The organism is Pseudomonas sp. P4795 (genome assembly GCF_048822895.1).
Taxonomy (GTDB): domain Bacteria; phylum Pseudomonadota; class Gammaproteobacteria; order Pseudomonadales; family Pseudomonadaceae; genus Aquipseudomonas.
Window position 1 is genome coordinate 190,955 of sequence record NZ_JBMFBT010000008.1, and the last position, 15,373, is coordinate 206,327.

The window sequence follows — 15,373 nt, forward strand, 5'->3', positions numbered from 1 at the left end:
GATCGCCATGTAAGCCCTTCTTTTTTTCTTGTGCTCGTTATGCGCGAGACATTGTAAGAGGTTTCCTAGGCCGTTTGTTTCATTCTGGAACCACTTTAAAATCAATGGGTTGCACGGTATCGACGTTAAACCAGAAAAAACTCGCACTGAACTGTTTCAAATAACTACAAAAACTTAAGTGTTAGCATTTAGCGTCTATTACTTACTGATGAATGATTGCGCGCTCTGCGTCCTGCGGGCGGCGCGACATCAAACTTTTTATACCGGGTGAAGTACCGATGAGCACGATCCATGATCAGGCAATGAACTATGTCTACCAGCAAGTATTGCAACGTTTACTGAGTTTCTTTTCCCGCGCAGAACGCACGGCATTGCAGCTGTTGATTCAGCGACTGGCCGTTGCCGCTGGCGGCATGGAGCGCATCGGTGAATTCAAGGTACTGGCTATTCAATCCGGCACTCGTGACAGCGCTTACAGCCTGGCCCTGCTGCGTGCTGCACAGCTGAGCATCGCCGGACGCGCACCGGCGACCTTCCAGTTGCGAGTCGCTGCGCTGCGCTGGAGCGGCATGCCGGCGTCGGCGTTGCACAACATCCACCGCAGTTTCAGCGCGCTGTTTCTGTACGACGATCCGCGAGTCGAATTGCTCATGGCGGATCATCGCGAAATTCTGCCGTTCGATCTCCAGGTGCCGATGAGCGAGGAGGGGCGAGACGCCGGTCGCATCAATTTGCTGATGGTAGGCCATCGCAGGGACTGGAGCGAAACACTGCAATTATGGGATGAGCAGTATCTGGCGACCGCCGAATTCTACGGCCAGGTTGCTCGCTGGAATAACGGTGTAGACGCATTGGTCACCAGCGATACGCTGGCCAGTCAGGAGCGTTTTCTCGACGGTCTGGATCGGGCGGCGCAGAAAGCCGGGATTGGTGGTCTGCAACGCCATGCTGTCGGGTTTGATGAGCTTTTCAGTCTGCTGGACAACCTGGGGGGCGATTGCTATCGGGAGTTTTATCTGGAATCGGAGCGTACGCCATGGCGCCCGTTTGGGCATTTCGAAGCGTGCCGGCGCACCAGTTACGTGGGCATCCATGACATGGTGGTGGGCAAGATGGACGAGCGCTGGCCACTGCTCAGTGAATTTCTCGGGTATCAGGCTGATGAGCTGATGCTCGAGCCGAGCGTCGGTGAATGTCCCGATCCAATGATCGCGGCCTATCTGAACGGCCTGCAGACGAGTCATGTCAACGGTCGCACCTACGCCGCCGGCGCTTCTGAATATCTGCATGGCTGTCTGGCCACGATGCGTCAAAAGCAAGTGCCGGAGCAGATGTGCGAACGTTTTCTGGCGACATTCGGCACCCTGACCGACTTCACCGAACAAAGATCGCAGGCGGTATCTGCCTTGCAAAAAAACTTTGGCCTCAGCGAGTCGCAAATGGTCTGCGTGTTATTTGCGCCGTTTATTGACGGTGGTGCAGGCCTCGAGCGCTTCCTGCGCACCTGCCATCCCGGCATGCTCGTTGCGATGCCGGAACTGCATCGCGCCATGCAAGGTCTGCACGCTCCGGAACAAGTGCAACAATGGATGACCGACGTCAGTGGCTTGCCGGTGCGGTTGATTGCTCGACTGTATGCCATGGGGCCCATCCGCATGGATCAGCAGACGACAACTCCGGTAGCAGCGCCGGATACACAGGCGGGCCGGGCTGACCGTTCGGCGGAAGGTTGAGCGTGAGCGGCTTGCCCGGCCTCGCGGCCATGCCTGCGCAGGCGGGCATATGAAAGCGTCGCGAGCACACGACTTCGCCTATCAGGCGGTGTATCGCTACCTCACTCAATTGATCAGCGAGCCATCCGCAAACGGTGATCTGCGCCTGCCGTCACTCAGGCAACTGGCCGAGCGCTTGAACGTGTCGGTCTCGACCATTCAGTACGCGTACGCACTTCTGGAAAAGGAGGGGCGGGTCTACTCAGTGGCGAAGTCCGGCTATTTCGCGCAAGCGGTAACGACGGTCATGCCGCCGGGTCGAGGCGGCGATTTGCTGGAAACGGTCTACGTCAACACCAGGTGCCCGGGTATGCGCGTGTTGAGCGCAGACGATCCCGCTTCGATTCAGCCGCTGGACAATCCATTACTGATGCTCGAGCGGGAGTTGATTCGACAATATCCGCGCCAGCCACAGATCCTCGCGCAACCGTGCGGCGAGCTGGAACTGCGCACACTGCTCGCCGCCCGCTATACCACGTCACCCACTCGATGCTGGCACGCCGAGGATGTGTATATCGGGGCCGATCTGCGTGGAGTGCTGGAAATACTGATTGCCGTGCTTGAGCTGCGCAAGACTACCGTTGTAGTCGAATCACCGTGCGACTGGGTGATCCTGCGCTTGCTCAAGTCGGCCGAGGTACGCGTCGTTGAGCTGCCGCTGCAAGCGAGCGGGGCGCTCGACCCACAGCGGCTGGAGCGATTGCTGGCCACCGAACCTGTGCGCTTGATCCTGCTGTCATCGGGATTGAACATGCCGCATGGCAGTCGGGTACCTGAAGATAACCGCCAGGCCATTGCGCAATTACTTGAGCGTCATGGCACCTGGGTGCTTGAAAATGATTGCTACGGCGAGCTGGTGGACGACGCAAGCGCTCAACCGCTGCGTGATCTTCTGGATCCCGATCGGCTGCTGGTGTTTTCCACCTTCGAAAAATTCATCGGCGTAGAAGCGCCGTACGGATTTGTTCTGTCGCGTCAGTGGCGCACTGATTTACAGCGGCACTTTCTGTTGCGCGCGTTTCGCCTGTCGCCGATCCGCCAGAAGGCCATCGCGCGGTTGTACGCCAGCGGGCGCGTCGACCAGCATCTGCCGGTGCTCAAGCGGCTGCTCAAAGAGCGCCGCACGCTGTTGATCGAGTTACTGCGTGAGCGTCTGGGTGATGCGTTACACATCGTCGAGCCACAGGGCGGCGCGACTATCTGGCTGCGATCTGCGCGTCCGGTCGCAATGGGCGCGGTGTTCCAGCGACTGTTGCAGCAACATGTCTTGATCGCGCCTGGGGAGCTGTTCAGCACTCAAGGGCTGTATGCGCAGCATATGCGCCTGAGCGCGATTGGCAGTTGCGAGCACGAGTTGTTAATACTTGTCGGGCTGCTCGCTGACGCGCTCAGGCTGGCCCCGCTGCTCGACCCGCAAAAACACCCGGCATGCGTCGGATAGATCCCATCGCACTGCGGTCAAACTGCCAGTAAACTGCTGCGTAATTTCCTGAATCACTCTATTTCAGAGGTTTTGCATGACTCTCAGTCCTTTTGCGGGCAAACCGGCACCGGCAGAATTGTTGGTCGACATCCCGCGACTGGTTACGGCGTACTACACCGGCCAACCCGATGCCTCGATTGCGACCCAGCGCGTGGCGTTCGGCACCTCCGGCCACCGCGGCAGCTCCTTTGAGCTGAGTTTCAATGAATGGCACGTGCTCGCCATCAGCCAGGCGATCTGCCTGTACCGCGAAGCCCAAGGCATCACCGGTCCGCTGTTTGTCGGCATTGATACCCACGCGCTGTCGACTCCGGCCGGAGCCAGTGCCCTGGAAGTACTCGCGGCCAACGGCGTGACCGTAATGATTGCCGAAGGTGACGAATACACGCCGACGCCGGCAATTTCCCACGCCATTCTCTGCTACAACCGTGGCCGCACGACCGGTCTGGCTGACGGCGTGGTGATTACCCCGTCGCACAACCCGCCACAAAGCGGCGGCTACAAATACAACCCTACCAACGGTGGCCCGGCCGATACCCATATCACCAAGTGGATCGAAGCCAAGGCCAACGAGTTGCTGAGCAACAAACTGGCGGGTGTAAAACGCATCAGCTACGAGCAGGCGCTCAAGGCCAGCACCACACACCGACATGACTACCTCAATACCTATGTCGCCGACCTGATCAATGTCATCGACTTCGACGCCATTCGTGACGCGAAGCTGCGTATGGGCGTTGATCCCCTGGGCGGCGCAGGGGTGCGTTACTGGTCGGCAATCGCCGAGCATTACCGCCTCGATCTCGACGTGGTGAACAAGCAGGTCGACCCGACGTTCCGCTTCATGACCGTCGATTGGGACGGACAGATCCGCATGGACCCGTCGTCCAGCCACGCGATGCAAGGCTTGATCGGCCTCAAAGAACGCTTCGACGTTGCTTTCGCCTGCGATCCCGATCACGACCGCCACGGCATCGTGACCCCGTCCGGTGGCCTCTTGGCGCCGAACAACTACCTGGCGGTGTCTATCGATTATCTGTTCCAGAACCGCCCGCAATGGCGCGCTGATGCGGGCATCGGTAAAACCGTGGTCAGCAGCGGTCTGATCGATCGGGTGGCCAAGCGTCTGGGCCGTCGTCTGTACGAAGTGCCGGTCGGTTTCAAATGGTTTGCCGATGGCCTGTTTGACGGCTCGCTGGGTTTTGGCGGCGAAGAAAGTGCCGGCGCGTCGTTCCTGCGCAAGGACGGCGGCGTCTGGAGCACCGACAAGGACGGCCTGATTCCAGCCCTGTTGGCTGCCGAGATGACTGCACGCACCGGTCGCGATCCAAGTCAGGCGTACAACGCGCTGACCGCTGAGCTGGGCGAACCGTTCTCGGTGCGTGTCGACGCCAAGGCCAATCCTGAGCAGAAAGCCTTGCTAAGCAAGCTGGCGCCAGAGCAGGTGACTTCGACCGAGCTGGCGGGCGAGAAGATTCAGAGCATCCTCAGCCACGCACCGGGCAACGATCAAGCCATCGGCGGTCTGAAAGTCATGACCGAAAACGGCTGGTTCGCCGCACGTCCGTCGGGCACTGAAGACATCTACAAGATTTACGCCGAAAGCTTCATCAGCGACGACCACCTCAAGCAACTGGTGGCCGAAGCGCAAACCCTGGTGGACGGCGCGATCAGCGCGAAGTAAATCCGCGCTGAAATAGAAAAGGGCGACCATGACGGTCGCCCTTTTTTGTGGCTCGGATTCAGCGGATCAGGCCAGATCCACCAGCACGATTTCGCTGTCTTCAATGGCCGTAACCGTCAGCACTTGCTCATCAGCCACTGCAACGCCGTCTCGAGCTTGCGCACGCAAGCCATTGACTTCAATCACTCCGGTCGCCGGCACCAGATACGCACGACGCCCGGCATCGAGACGATACTCGGCAGTTTCCCCAGCCTTGATGTTGGCCGCCACCAGTCGCGCATCGGCACGAATACGCAGGCTTTGATCATCACCGTCCTTGCCGCTGGCCAGCGTGACGAAACCTTCGCGCTCACCTTTGGGAAACGGCTTGGCGCCCCAGGATGGCGGCGCACCGGTTTCGGTTGGCAGAATCCAGATCTGGAAGATCCGCGTTTCGCTGGACTCCAGGTTGTACTCGCTATGCGCAATCCCGGTGCCAGCGCTCATGACCTGCACGTCGCCGGCTTCAGTGCGGCCCTTGTTGCCTAAATTATCCTGGTGAGTGATCGCACCTTCACGCACGTAGGTGATGATTTCCATGTCGCGGTGCGGGTGAGTCGGGAAGCCCGTACCGGCGGCGATGATGTCGTCATTCCATACGCGCAGGTTGCCCCAGCTCATGCGCTGCGGATCGTAATACTCAGCGAACGAAAAATGGTGATGGGCATCCAACCAGCCGTGATGGGCGCCGCCCAAGGTGTTGAAAGGTCTGAGTTCAAGCATGATCGTCTCCTCAAAAGGTCCGTCATGGGGCGTAGATGCCTGATGCCACGAAGCGAAACCGGTGATTGATGGCGAGCATCTTCCATCAGTCATAGATCGACAAAAAGCGTAAAAAATGCGGCATTCTGATCGAATTGGTTGATATGAAAGCAACCCAAAACGCTCTCAGCCGACATTCAGTTCATCGCCTAAACCAATGACCTGTAAGCATTTCGCTAGAACTCAAAAGCAAATGCAGACACCATAGCCGTCAACAGCCTCAACCCCCGGAGTCCGTCAGCGTGGCGCAGCACACCCCCGATCTTCCTCCCGAACTTCGTCCTTTATCCGAAATGCCCTGGTTCAAGCGCATGGCCGCGCGGTTTTTTGGACATGGCTTGACCCGCTTGCGCGCCCAGCACCGTGCTTCGTGGCTGCATGGCCAGGCGGACGGCTTTCGCAGCGGGCACACTGCCGGGGTCGATTACGGCTACAAGGAAGGCAAGCTCGATGGACTGGAGGAGGGACGCCAGGTTCTGTTGATTCGCGATAGCCGCAACACTGAGCATCGGCCGCCGGGCATCGACAACCATTTGTTCGATGACTGGCGCCTGCCGCTTAACGCCGAATTGAAAAAACGCATGAAAGTCGACGTCGCCCGGTTGCTGCCGGCCCAGGCTCAGCCCAGCGCTGCGCAGTGGAAGATGATCTTCAGCGACACGCCGTCAACCTCGGTGATCGCCGGGGCGGGCGCCGGCAAATCCACCACGCTGGTGCTGCGCATTTTGTTGCTGACCCACTATCTGGGCTTTGAACTCGATTCGATGACCGTGGTGACCTTCACCCGCGAGTCGCGCAAGGACTTCATCAACAAGCTGATCGAACTGTTCGCGTTGTGGGGGCGCACGCTCGGCCAAAAACAGGCGCGCGAACTGGTGCGCACTTTTCACTCGCGCATTCTGCCAATGGTGCGCAGTCTGCCGGGCTTCGAGCGGTTGCAGGCTTTCGAAAACCTCAGCCTGCGAGCGCCTGGCGCTGACGAAGATGTCGACAGCAATCCCTTCGACCTGCGGATCAATGACGCGCAGCGCCAGCAACTGAATGCCTGCTATCACCGCTTGCACAGTGAAGATGAACGTTTTCGCCAGTTGATCCAGCCGTTGTCCCGGCATGCCTTGCAGCTCAAAGAACTGGAGCGCGATCATCCGGACGTGCAAAAGCGCATGGCGGTGACCGAACTGGCGGCCAAGCGCGACGAAGAACTTTGCGATGTGATCGAGGACCTGTGGCTGCGTGCCGGTGCCTGGCCAGTCAAAGGCATCGAAGCCAAACGCCAGACGTTCGACATCAACGGCGCGAAATTCCACAGCCACGGCTACATCCCGAGTCTCGATGCGTGGGTAGTGCTCGGTTTCGATCCGCGAGAAAACGCGCAGATTTGCCGCCCGAACGCCAAGCTGACGGTTCGCGCAGAATGGGCCGTCAAGCGCACCCTGTTTCAAGCTTTCTGTCGTAAGCCACTGATTTGGATGGATAGTTACGAGTCGTCCAAGCGTGTTCTGGCCTCTCTGGCCGGCGACGCCAGCGCCGGTCCGGGCTTCGATTACAAGGTCAAAGGTGAGCTGGCCTCCGCGCCGCTGCTCGACTGTTTTGTCGCCGCCGCCGGCTTCATCGAAAACCTTGGGCTGGACGTACCGGACGCCGTTGGTCGCATGACCTTCGCCAAAGACGACCCGGACCGGTTTTTCTTCGAAGCTTTGAGCCTGTTCTGGCGCGCGCTGGAAGATCATCTGCTCGACCAGAAACCACCGGTCATGACCTACAACCGCATGTTCGCGTTGTTCAGCGAGCACTCGCCGGAAAACCTCAAACTGCTCAGCGACGAGCTGCTACGACCGATGTCGCACTTGATGATCGACGAGTTTCAGGACGTATCGCCGCAGATCGTCTCGTGGATTCGCGCAAGTCTTACGGAAATCCGCAGCCGCGGCCCGGCCATGCACGTCGGGCGCGGCGCGCAACACTCATCCTTGCTTTGCGTGGGCGATGACTGGCAGTCGATTTATGGCTGGCGCGGCAGTTCGCCCAGCTATTTCATGGAGTTCAACAAGGAATTTTCCTCACCGAGCACCACGCGAGTGATGCTCAGCGATAACTATCGCAGCCATCAGCACATCATCGACGCGGCAGAACACGTAGTGCGTGCGGCGCCAGCAATTCCCGGCAAGAAGGCCAAGGCCAGTGGGGAGGACAAGCCACTGCATCCCGTCAACGTGCTGGAACGTGATGACCAGGCGCTCGGCCAGCGCCTGGCCGAGCACTACAATCGGGGCGATTCAATCTTGATGCTCTATCGCAAAAGTAGCGACAAGTTGTTGATAGAAAAGCATATTCAGTCGGTAGTTAATGTGGATTCGAGCTTGCCGTACGACGCCCGACGCCTTAAACAACTGACTTATCACAGCGCCAAGGGCTTACAGGCTGACGCAGTATTCCTGCTCGGCGATTGCCAGCACCTGACCAGTTCACCGTACAAGAACCAGGTCTATCGCATGGCCGGGTTGGGCAAGGCCGGCGACAGCGAACCGTACGACAGTGCGCAAAAGGACGAAATCCTGCGCCTGGCCTACGTCGGCATTACCCGCGCAGTCAGCCATTGCTACTGGTACGTCGAACCTCAAGACACCCAAGCGGTGAACACGCCGCGCGCCTCTGACCGGGTGGCGGGAGGCAAGGCATTCTTCGCCGACCATCGGCCCGAGAAGAAAACTGCCTGAACCTGCGCCTACTAAAAAGCCCGCATCAAGCGGGCTTTTATTTATAAATCAGGATCTTATGCGTAACTCCTGAGACTTGCTGGAGGAATAAACGTCTCCAGCTCGTCCTCAACGGCTTCAATTATCCGTTCGACATCCGCAGCATTCATCACCGTGGCGCACGGGATGCCGGCGATGGCGATCATGGTCTCGCCGCTGGCACGGTCGAACAGACGGGCAACCATACTGCCCGGCGCGTCCATTGTGGCTTCGAATCCCACGGGATGAAAATGCCAGCGCATCAGCTGGCAAGCGTTGGGAAACGTGACTTTGCTTGAGCCTTTATTCATGTGTTGCCCGCCTTCTTCATCGAGCGCTTCCATTTGCTCATGGTAGGTGGGAAGAGCCTTCATTGGCTCAACCGGTGATTGCCATTAAAAATAGCACCCGGATGTGAATTTCCTGTGAGATTTTTCAGTCGATTTGGCGATTGAGCGGATTTTTTTGATGTACATCACGCACAGCGTATTCCCAACCAAATAGCCACTATCGATTGACCGTTGCTGCGCGCGCCGAAGTTGGGCAAGCTCGGTGTTTTTCACCGAGCCACGTTATGCACGCCGATGATGACGGCCCGCAACAAACCCGGGCCACGGGCGAAACGGTGATGCGCTATCATCTGTGCTGGAAACACCGCGATCTGGACGGCGTCATGGCGCTGTATCACCCGGACATCCAGTACAACGATTTCTTCCAGAACCGCGTGCTCGGCCTCGCTGAGTTACGCGAATACGTGCGCGTGAGCATGCCGCGCGAGTCGGACGAAGCGCTGGAGCATTGCGACCGCATTCGCCTTGATGGCAATACCGCGTTCATACAATACGAGGTGACGTTGCGTGGCGGTAACGGCCTGGTGTCGTTTCGTTCCAGTGAGGCGATCACGGTCAAGGACGGGCTGATCTGGCGCGTCAACGAGTACGCTTCACTGGTGCGAGCGCCATCCGCCAGCCCGACGGCGCCAAGCCAGCGCCCGGCAGTCAGCCGACTGGGCCTGTCGCCACGTCAATTGAGCTTCATGGCTGAGGATCTGCAGCAATACTTCCAGCGCCAGCAACCGTATCTCGACCCGGAGCTTGATCTGCAGCGAGTGGCGAAGGAGTGCGGGTACAGCCGCAATCAGATTTCCTACCTGCTGAATCAAGTGCTGGGCCAGAGCTTCTACCGCTACGTCAATCAGGCGCGCCTGCAGCATTTGCTGCACTCGCTCGACAGCGCCACGCCGCCGCTGCGCATCGATGAATTGGCTTTCGCTGCCGGCTTCAACTCGCTGTCGGCGTTCTATAGCTGCTTCCGCCAGCACACCGGCCAGTCACCCAAGGCCTACGCCAAACAAATTTCTTTGCGGACACGCGCGCAAGACAGCCCTTGATCTGACGCACTAGGATCGACGCCAACGAAGAACGGATTGGCGGGGTCTGGCATGTCGGCGTGGCGCACTATCAGTTTATGGATGGATCAACTCGACGAGCCGCTGACCGCGCGCCCGGCGCTGGAGCGCGATCTGGACGTCGATGTGGCGATCATCGGCGCCGGCTACACCGGCCTGTGGACCGCGTACTACCTGAAAAAACTCGCGCCAGGCCTGGATATCGCCATCATCGAAGCGCAGACCGCAGGTTTCGGCGCTTCCGGGCGCAACGGCGGTTGGTTGATGGGCAATCTGCTCGGCGAGGATCGTCTACTCGCCGGATTGTCGCCAGAACAACGCCGCGCCTCTTTCGATTTGCTGCACAGCATTCCCGACGAAGTGGAGATCGTCCTCGAACGCGAAGGCATCGACTGCGATTACCGCAAGGGCGGCGTCCTCTATTGCGCTGCACGCTATCCGGAGCAGGAAACCGCGCTGCGCGAGTACCTCGACAAACTGCACGCCCAAGGCCTGACCGACGACGATTACCGCTGGCTCAGTCCCGAGCAACTGGCGCAGCAGATCCGCATCGCCAAGCCTTACGGCGGGATTTACGCGCCGCACGTCGCGACTATTCACCCGGCGAAACTGGTGCGGGGTCTGGCTCGCACCGTTCAAGCCATGGGGGTGAAGATCTACGAAAACAGCCCGGTAACGCACTGGCAGGCCGGCAGCCTGCGCACCGACAAAGCCAGCGTGCGCAGTCGCTGGATTGTCCCGGCAGTCGAAGGCTATTCGGTAACCACGCCGCCGCTGGGTCGTTATCAACTGCCTGTGCAAAGCCTGATCGTCGCGACCGAGCCGCTGTCACCGGCGACCTGGGATGAAATCGGCCTCAATCGCGGCCAGGCTTTCAGCGAGTTCAGCCGCCAGGTCACTTACGGCCAGCGCAGTGCCGACAATCGCCTGATATTCGGCGCGCGCGGCGGCTATCAGTTCGCTGGCAAGCTGCGGCACAACTTCGACCTGACCGAGGACGAAGTGCAACTACGCCGCTATCTGTTCGGCGAACTGTTCCCGCAACTGAAGAACGTGCAGATCACCCACGCCTGGGGCGGCAACCTCGGCATGTCGCGGCACTTCAAGCCGCACATGCTTTGCGATCGCGCCAATGGCATTGCGCTGTCTGGCGGTTATGGCGGGGAGGGCGTTGGCGCGAGCAATCTCGGCGGCCGCACCCTGGCCGACCTGATCCTCGAGCGCGATACCGAGCTGGTGCAGCAACCGTGGGTGCTGGCGGACGGCGGGATTCATGCATTAAGAGCGTGGGAGCCGGAGCCATGCCGCTGGCTCGGCTACAACGCAATCATCAAAAGCTTCGTCCACGAAGACCAGACTTTGGCCAATCCGGCGACCGCACCTTGGCGGCGCAAACTCGCCAGTCGCGTGGCCGGATTCATGGAAGGCTTCATGCACTGAACCTTGTTTTCCCCAACCACAGGTAACGCCATGAGCATCACCCAATTCAAGAACACCGCCAGCCTGCAACTGGAAGAATCAAATCCCGTGGCCGTACCGCTCGGCACGCCGGTAGCGATTGCCTCGACCACCAGCGTCGAGCGCGACGACGGCGTTGAAACCGGCGTCTGGGAATGCACCCCGGGCCGCTGGCGCCGGCAGATCACCGCGCAAGAGTTCTGCCACTTCATTTCCGGGCGTTGCACGTTCACCCCGGACGGCGGCGGCGAAACCCTGCACATACAAGGTGGCGACGCACTGATGTTGCCGGCCAATACGCTTGGTATCTGGGATATCCAGGAGACCGTGCGCAAGAGCTACGTCCTGATTTTCTGATTGTTTCGATCTTTGATTGCCTGCCAAACAACAATAACCCCTACAGGAATCGACCCATGATCCAGAAAACCCTCGCGTTGGCGCCGCTGCTGCTGGTCGCCTCACTCAGTCACGCGGCCGAGACGGTCAAGGTCTACAACTGGTCCGACTACATTGCGCCGGACACCACGAAAAACTTCGAGAAGGACACCGGTTTCGGCGTCACCTACGACGTCTACGACAGCAATGAAACCCTCGACGGCAAGCTGATGACCGGAAAATCCGACCACGACGTGGTGTTCCCGTCCAACCATTTCATGGCGCGGCAGATTCAGGGCGGAGCGTTGAAAAAGCTCGACAAGAGCCAGCTACCGAACTGGAAAAATCTCAATCCCGTGCTGCTCAAAGCCTTGCAAACCAATGATCCGGGCAACGAACACGGCTTCCCGTACCTGTGGGGCAGCACCGGTATCGGCTATAACGTCGCCAAGATCAAAGAAGTACTAGGCGACAACGCGCCACTGGATTCCTGGGACCTGATCTTCAAGCCCGAATACATGGAGAAACTGCAGAAGTGCGGCGTGGCAATCCTCGACAATGGCCCGGAATTGTTGCCCGCAGCCCTCAATTACCTCGGTTTGCCGCACCACAGCCAAAATCCGGAAGACTACAAAAAGGCCCAGGCCTTGCTGATGAAGGTGCGGCCGTACGTCAGCTATTTCCACTCATCGAAGTACACCAGCGACCTGGCCAACGGCGACATCTGCGTTGCGGTAGGTTTCTCCGGCGACATCCTGCAAGCGGAAAACCGCGCCAAGGAAGCGAAGAACGGCATAGAAATTGGTTACTCGATCCCCAAGGAAGGCGCGGCGATCTGGTTCGACATGGTCGCCATGCCCGCCGATGCACCGGACGAGAAGGCCGGTTACGCGTTCATGAACTACCTGCTGCGCCCGGATGTAATGGCCGGCATCAGCAACCATGTGCACTACGCCAATGGCAATGAACAGGCTGACAGCCTGATCGACCCGGCGATCAAGAACGACACCAAGGTTTACCCGAGCCCGGAAATGATGAGCAAACTGTTCGCGCTCGAAGCCATGCCGCTGAATATCGACCGGATTCGTACGCGGGTGTGGAACAAGATCCGCACCGGCAGCTAAGCCTGCCGAAACCGGCTAAAACGCCGATCCACGCATTTCCTCCTGTAGGAGCTGTCGAGTGCAACGAGGCTGCGATCTTTTGACTTTGATTGTTAAAAACAAGATCAAAAGATCGCAGCCTCGTTGCACTCGTCAGCTCCTACAGGGGTGGGGATATTGTTCTGAAGTAGGTGATATCAATGCACTGGCACCTGCATAAAGTGAGACATGACCGACAAAAAACAACTTACCCATATTTAATATTTAAATAGAAAATCGTCAGACAATTAGGCAAAGGTACCAAACTTACGACAATCTTTCGGCGCTATACCCTTTGTTTACGGGACTTTTCCGGAACAGTTCAATTTGATATCGAAAAATCACTAGACGGTAGATTTCAAATTGTGTCAGGTTTCTTACGCCTTCATTGGGCGAGTGATAGGACAATCTCGCCAGGGGTTGTTGCTATCTGACAAAAACTGTTCCATTTGCTAAACAAGGAAGTGTGTTTATGTCGAAAATAAAAACGAACGCTATTGATACCGCCGAACAGGCTTTTCTGCTGGGTGCGGCGCCGCAACCACTGGCTGCATCCAGTACGGCGTATAACCAGATCAATAGCTTCAGCCATCAGTATGATCGCGGCGGCAACCTCACGGTCAATGGCAAACCCTCCTTTTCCGTCGACCAGGCCGCAACTCAGTTGCTGCGCGACGGCGCTGCCTACCAGGACAAGGATGGCAGCGGCAAGATCGAACTCACCTACACGTTCCTGACTTCTGCTTCATCGAGCACGATGAACAAGCACGGGATCACCGGGTTCAGTCAGTTCAGTACTCAACAGCAAACCCAGGCCAAGCTCGCCATGCAGTCCTGGGCCGATGTGGCCAATGTCACCTTCACCGAGAAAGCCACCGGCGGTGACGGCCACATGACCTTCGGCAACTACAGCGGCGGCCAGGCTGGCGCGGCAGCGTTCGCCTATCTACCAGGGTCCGGCGCCGGTTATGACGGCACCTCGTGGTACCTGATCAACAGCAGCTACACGCAGAACAAAAACCCGGAGCTGAACAACTACGGCCGTCAGACGCTGACCCACGAGATCGGCCACTCGTTGGGCCTCGCGCACCCGGGCGACTACAACGCCGGCAATGGCAACCCGACCTACAACGACGCTTCCTACGGGCAAGACACCCGCGGTTACAGCGTCATGAGCTACTGGAGCGAAAACAACACCAGTCAGAACTTCAGCAAGGGCGGCGTGGAAGCTTATTCCTCCGGCCCGCTGATGGATGACATCGCAGCGATCCAGAAACTCTACGGGGCCAACCTGACCACCCGTACCGGTGATACCACTTACGGCTTCAACTCCAACGCCGGTCGCGATTTCCTCAGCGCATCGTCGTCGTCCGACAAAGTGGTGTTCTCGGTCTGGGATGCAGGCGGCAAAGATACTCTGGACTTCTCGGGGTTCACCCAGAACCAGAAGATCAACCTCAATGAAGCCTCGTTCTCCGACGTTGGCGGCATGGTGGGCAACGTGTCCATCGCCAAGGGCGCCACCATCGAGAACGCGATTGGCGGTTCGGGCAACGATCTGCTGATTGGCAACAGCGTAGCCAACGAACTGAAGGGTGGTGCAGGCAATGACATCCTTTGGGGCGCCGGCGGTGCCGACAAGCTGTGGGGCGGCGCGGGTTCGGACACCTTTGTGTTCGCTGCCAGCTCCGATTCCAAGCCTGGTGCGATCGATCAGATCCTCGACTTTGTCAGCGGTCTGGACAAAATCGACCTGACCGGGATCACCAAAGGTGCGGGTCTGCACTTCGTCAGCGCTTTCACCGGCGCGGCGGGTGATGCGGTGCTGAGCAACTCTGGTGGCAACAGCCTGCTGTCGGTGGACTTCTCCGGGCATGGCTCGGCAGATTTCCAGGTCAGCACCGTGGGCCAGGCAGCACTGAGCGACATCGTGGCCTGATGTGAAGGCAGAAAGCGGCGCACACGCGCCGCTTTCTTTACTTGCATCGCCCTGCGCTGTACGCAAGGCTACGCACCGGAGCGAAATTTCCCATGACCCTACGCGCTTTTACGCACAAGGCAGCGCTATGGCTATTGCCGACGCTGATGACGATTTCTGGAGCAACAACCATGGCAAGCAGCCTCAGACTTGAAGACCCATCGATGTTTGCCGGCCAGTGGCAAGCGACCCTGACCGCCCGCGATGAACCGCCCGAGGCCCAGGCGCAACAAGACAAACCGTCGAATACCTGCCTGATTGAACTTGAATCCAACCAGACGCTGGGCAAAGGCGCCGAGTGCCTGGGCGCCTGGCTTGAACAAACGCCAATCGGCTGGTTTCCCGATCCCGATGGTTTGTCCATTACCGGCAAGGAAGGCTCAAGAATCCAGTTCTTCAGCCGACAACGTGATGGGCTTTATCTGAGCACTTTGAAGTCGGGTCTGGTTATTACGTTGCAACGTGCTGCGCAACAGCCCTGAACAGCAAAATCGCTGCAGATTTTTATATAAGTAGCCTCGCTGCAGTTATAAGCCTGAC

The 15,373-nt window shown here is 58.5% G+C and carries 12 protein-coding genes; 10 read left to right on the forward strand and 2 right to left on the reverse strand.

The features are described from left to right. Positions 1 to 278 precede the first annotated feature (278 nt). The 3 genes from ACOI8A_RS22380 to pgm all read left to right on the forward strand — a co-directional run bounded on the left by ACOI8A_RS22380 (position 279) and on the right by pgm (position 4,936). Positions 279 to 1,733, forward strand: coding sequence for a hypothetical protein (locus ACOI8A_RS22380; RefSeq protein ID WP_420650750.1), 1,455 nt, complete (start codon positions 279 to 281; stop codon positions 1,731 to 1,733). 49 nt (positions 1,734 to 1,782) lie between these two features. Beyond that, positions 1,783 to 3,213 carry a PLP-dependent aminotransferase family protein gene (locus tag ACOI8A_RS22385; RefSeq protein ID WP_420650749.1) on the forward strand — a complete coding sequence of 477 codons (1,431 nt, stop codon included), beginning with the start codon at positions 1,783 to 1,785 and terminating at the stop codon, positions 3,211 to 3,213. A gap of 76 nt (positions 3,214 to 3,289) precedes the next feature. Beyond that, complete coding sequence (gene pgm / locus ACOI8A_RS22390) at positions 3,290 to 4,936, forward strand: phosphoglucomutase (alpha-D-glucose-1,6-bisphosphate-dependent) (RefSeq protein WP_420650748.1); 1,647 nt, start codon at positions 3,290 to 3,292, stop codon at positions 4,934 to 4,936. A 66-nt stretch (positions 4,937 to 5,002) separates the two neighbouring features. On the opposite strand, the gene ACOI8A_RS22395 is transcribed toward pgm, so the two are convergent. Further along, on the reverse strand, positions 5,003 to 5,698 hold the full coding sequence (locus ACOI8A_RS22395) for a pirin family protein (protein ID WP_420650747.1): 696 nt from the start codon (positions 5,696 to 5,698) through the stop codon (positions 5,003 to 5,005). A 281-nt stretch (positions 5,699 to 5,979) separates the two neighbouring features. On the opposite strand from ACOI8A_RS22395, the gene ACOI8A_RS22400 reads away from it, so the two are divergent. Beyond that, complete coding sequence (locus ACOI8A_RS22400; RefSeq protein WP_420650746.1) at positions 5,980 to 8,454, forward strand: UvrD-helicase domain-containing protein; 2,475 nt, start codon at positions 5,980 to 5,982, stop codon at positions 8,452 to 8,454. Between the two features lie 56 nt (positions 8,455 to 8,510). Here the strand turns inward: ACOI8A_RS22400 and ACOI8A_RS22405 are convergent, their stop codons facing one another. Next, positions 8,511 to 8,783 carry a DUF1652 domain-containing protein gene (locus ACOI8A_RS22405; RefSeq protein WP_420650757.1) on the reverse strand — a complete coding sequence of 91 codons (273 nt, stop codon included), beginning with the start codon at positions 8,781 to 8,783 and terminating at the stop codon, positions 8,511 to 8,513. A 263-nt stretch (positions 8,784 to 9,046) separates the two neighbouring features. Here ACOI8A_RS22405 and ACOI8A_RS22410 point away from each other — a divergent pair, with 263 nt between their 5' ends. From ACOI8A_RS22410 to ACOI8A_RS22435, 6 genes are all read left to right on the forward strand, one after another. Beyond that, a complete protein-coding gene (locus ACOI8A_RS22410) occupies positions 9,047 to 9,862 on the forward strand; it encodes a helix-turn-helix domain-containing protein (RefSeq protein ID WP_420650745.1) in 816 nt (271 codons plus the stop codon). A 51-nt stretch (positions 9,863 to 9,913) separates the two neighbouring features. After that, the gene (locus ACOI8A_RS22415; RefSeq protein WP_420650744.1) at positions 9,914 to 11,320 is read left to right on the forward strand and encodes an NAD(P)/FAD-dependent oxidoreductase; all 1,407 of its coding nucleotides are present in this window, start codon (positions 9,914 to 9,916) and stop codon (positions 11,318 to 11,320) included. A gap of 30 nt (positions 11,321 to 11,350) precedes the next feature. Next, positions 11,351 to 11,695 carry a cupin domain-containing protein gene (locus tag ACOI8A_RS22420; protein ID WP_420650743.1) on the forward strand — a complete coding sequence of 115 codons (345 nt, stop codon included), beginning with the start codon at positions 11,351 to 11,353 and terminating at the stop codon, positions 11,693 to 11,695. A 56-nt stretch (positions 11,696 to 11,751) separates the two neighbouring features. Beyond that, positions 11,752 to 12,837 (forward strand): polyamine ABC transporter substrate-binding protein, encoded by a 1,086-nt coding sequence (locus ACOI8A_RS22425; protein WP_420650742.1) that lies wholly within the window; start codon positions 11,752 to 11,754, stop codon positions 12,835 to 12,837. A gap of 490 nt (positions 12,838 to 13,327) precedes the next feature. Then, positions 13,328 to 14,794, forward strand: coding sequence for a serralysin family metalloprotease (locus ACOI8A_RS22430; protein WP_420650741.1), 1,467 nt, complete (start codon positions 13,328 to 13,330; stop codon positions 14,792 to 14,794). Between the two features lie 92 nt (positions 14,795 to 14,886). Then, positions 14,887 to 15,315, forward strand: a complete 429-nt coding sequence (locus ACOI8A_RS22435; RefSeq protein ID WP_420650740.1) for an AprI/Inh family metalloprotease inhibitor — start codon at positions 14,887 to 14,889, stop codon at positions 15,313 to 15,315. Positions 15,316 to 15,373 lie beyond the last annotated feature (58 nt).

Coding starts and splice junctions, on each gene's coding strand:
- ACOI8A_RS22395 (WP_420650747.1), bottom strand. CDS start 5,698: ATGCTTGAACTCAGACCTTTCAACACCTTGGGCGGCGCCCATCACGGC.
- ACOI8A_RS22380 (WP_420650750.1), top strand. CDS start 279: ATGAGCACGATCCATGATCAGGCAATGAACTATGTCTACCAGCAAGTA.
- ACOI8A_RS22425 (WP_420650742.1), top strand. CDS start 11,752: ATGATCCAGAAAACCCTCGCGTTGGCGCCGCTGCTGCTGGTCGCCTCA.
- pgm (WP_420650748.1), top strand. CDS start 3,290: ATGACTCTCAGTCCTTTTGCGGGCAAACCGGCACCGGCAGAATTGTTG.
- ACOI8A_RS22415 (WP_420650744.1), top strand. CDS start 9,914: ATGTCGGCGTGGCGCACTATCAGTTTATGGATGGATCAACTCGACGAG.
- ACOI8A_RS22385 (WP_420650749.1), top strand. CDS start 1,783: ATGAAAGCGTCGCGAGCACACGACTTCGCCTATCAGGCGGTGTATCGC.
- ACOI8A_RS22410 (WP_420650745.1), top strand. CDS start 9,047: ATGCACGCCGATGATGACGGCCCGCAACAAACCCGGGCCACGGGCGAA.
- ACOI8A_RS22430 (WP_420650741.1), top strand. CDS start 13,328: ATGTCGAAAATAAAAACGAACGCTATTGATACCGCCGAACAGGCTTTT.
- ACOI8A_RS22435 (WP_420650740.1), top strand. CDS start 14,887: ATGACCCTACGCGCTTTTACGCACAAGGCAGCGCTATGGCTATTGCCG.
- ACOI8A_RS22405 (WP_420650757.1), bottom strand. CDS start 8,783: ATGAATAAAGGCTCAAGCAAAGTCACGTTTCCCAACGCTTGCCAGCTG.
- ACOI8A_RS22420 (WP_420650743.1), top strand. CDS start 11,351: ATGAGCATCACCCAATTCAAGAACACCGCCAGCCTGCAACTGGAAGAA.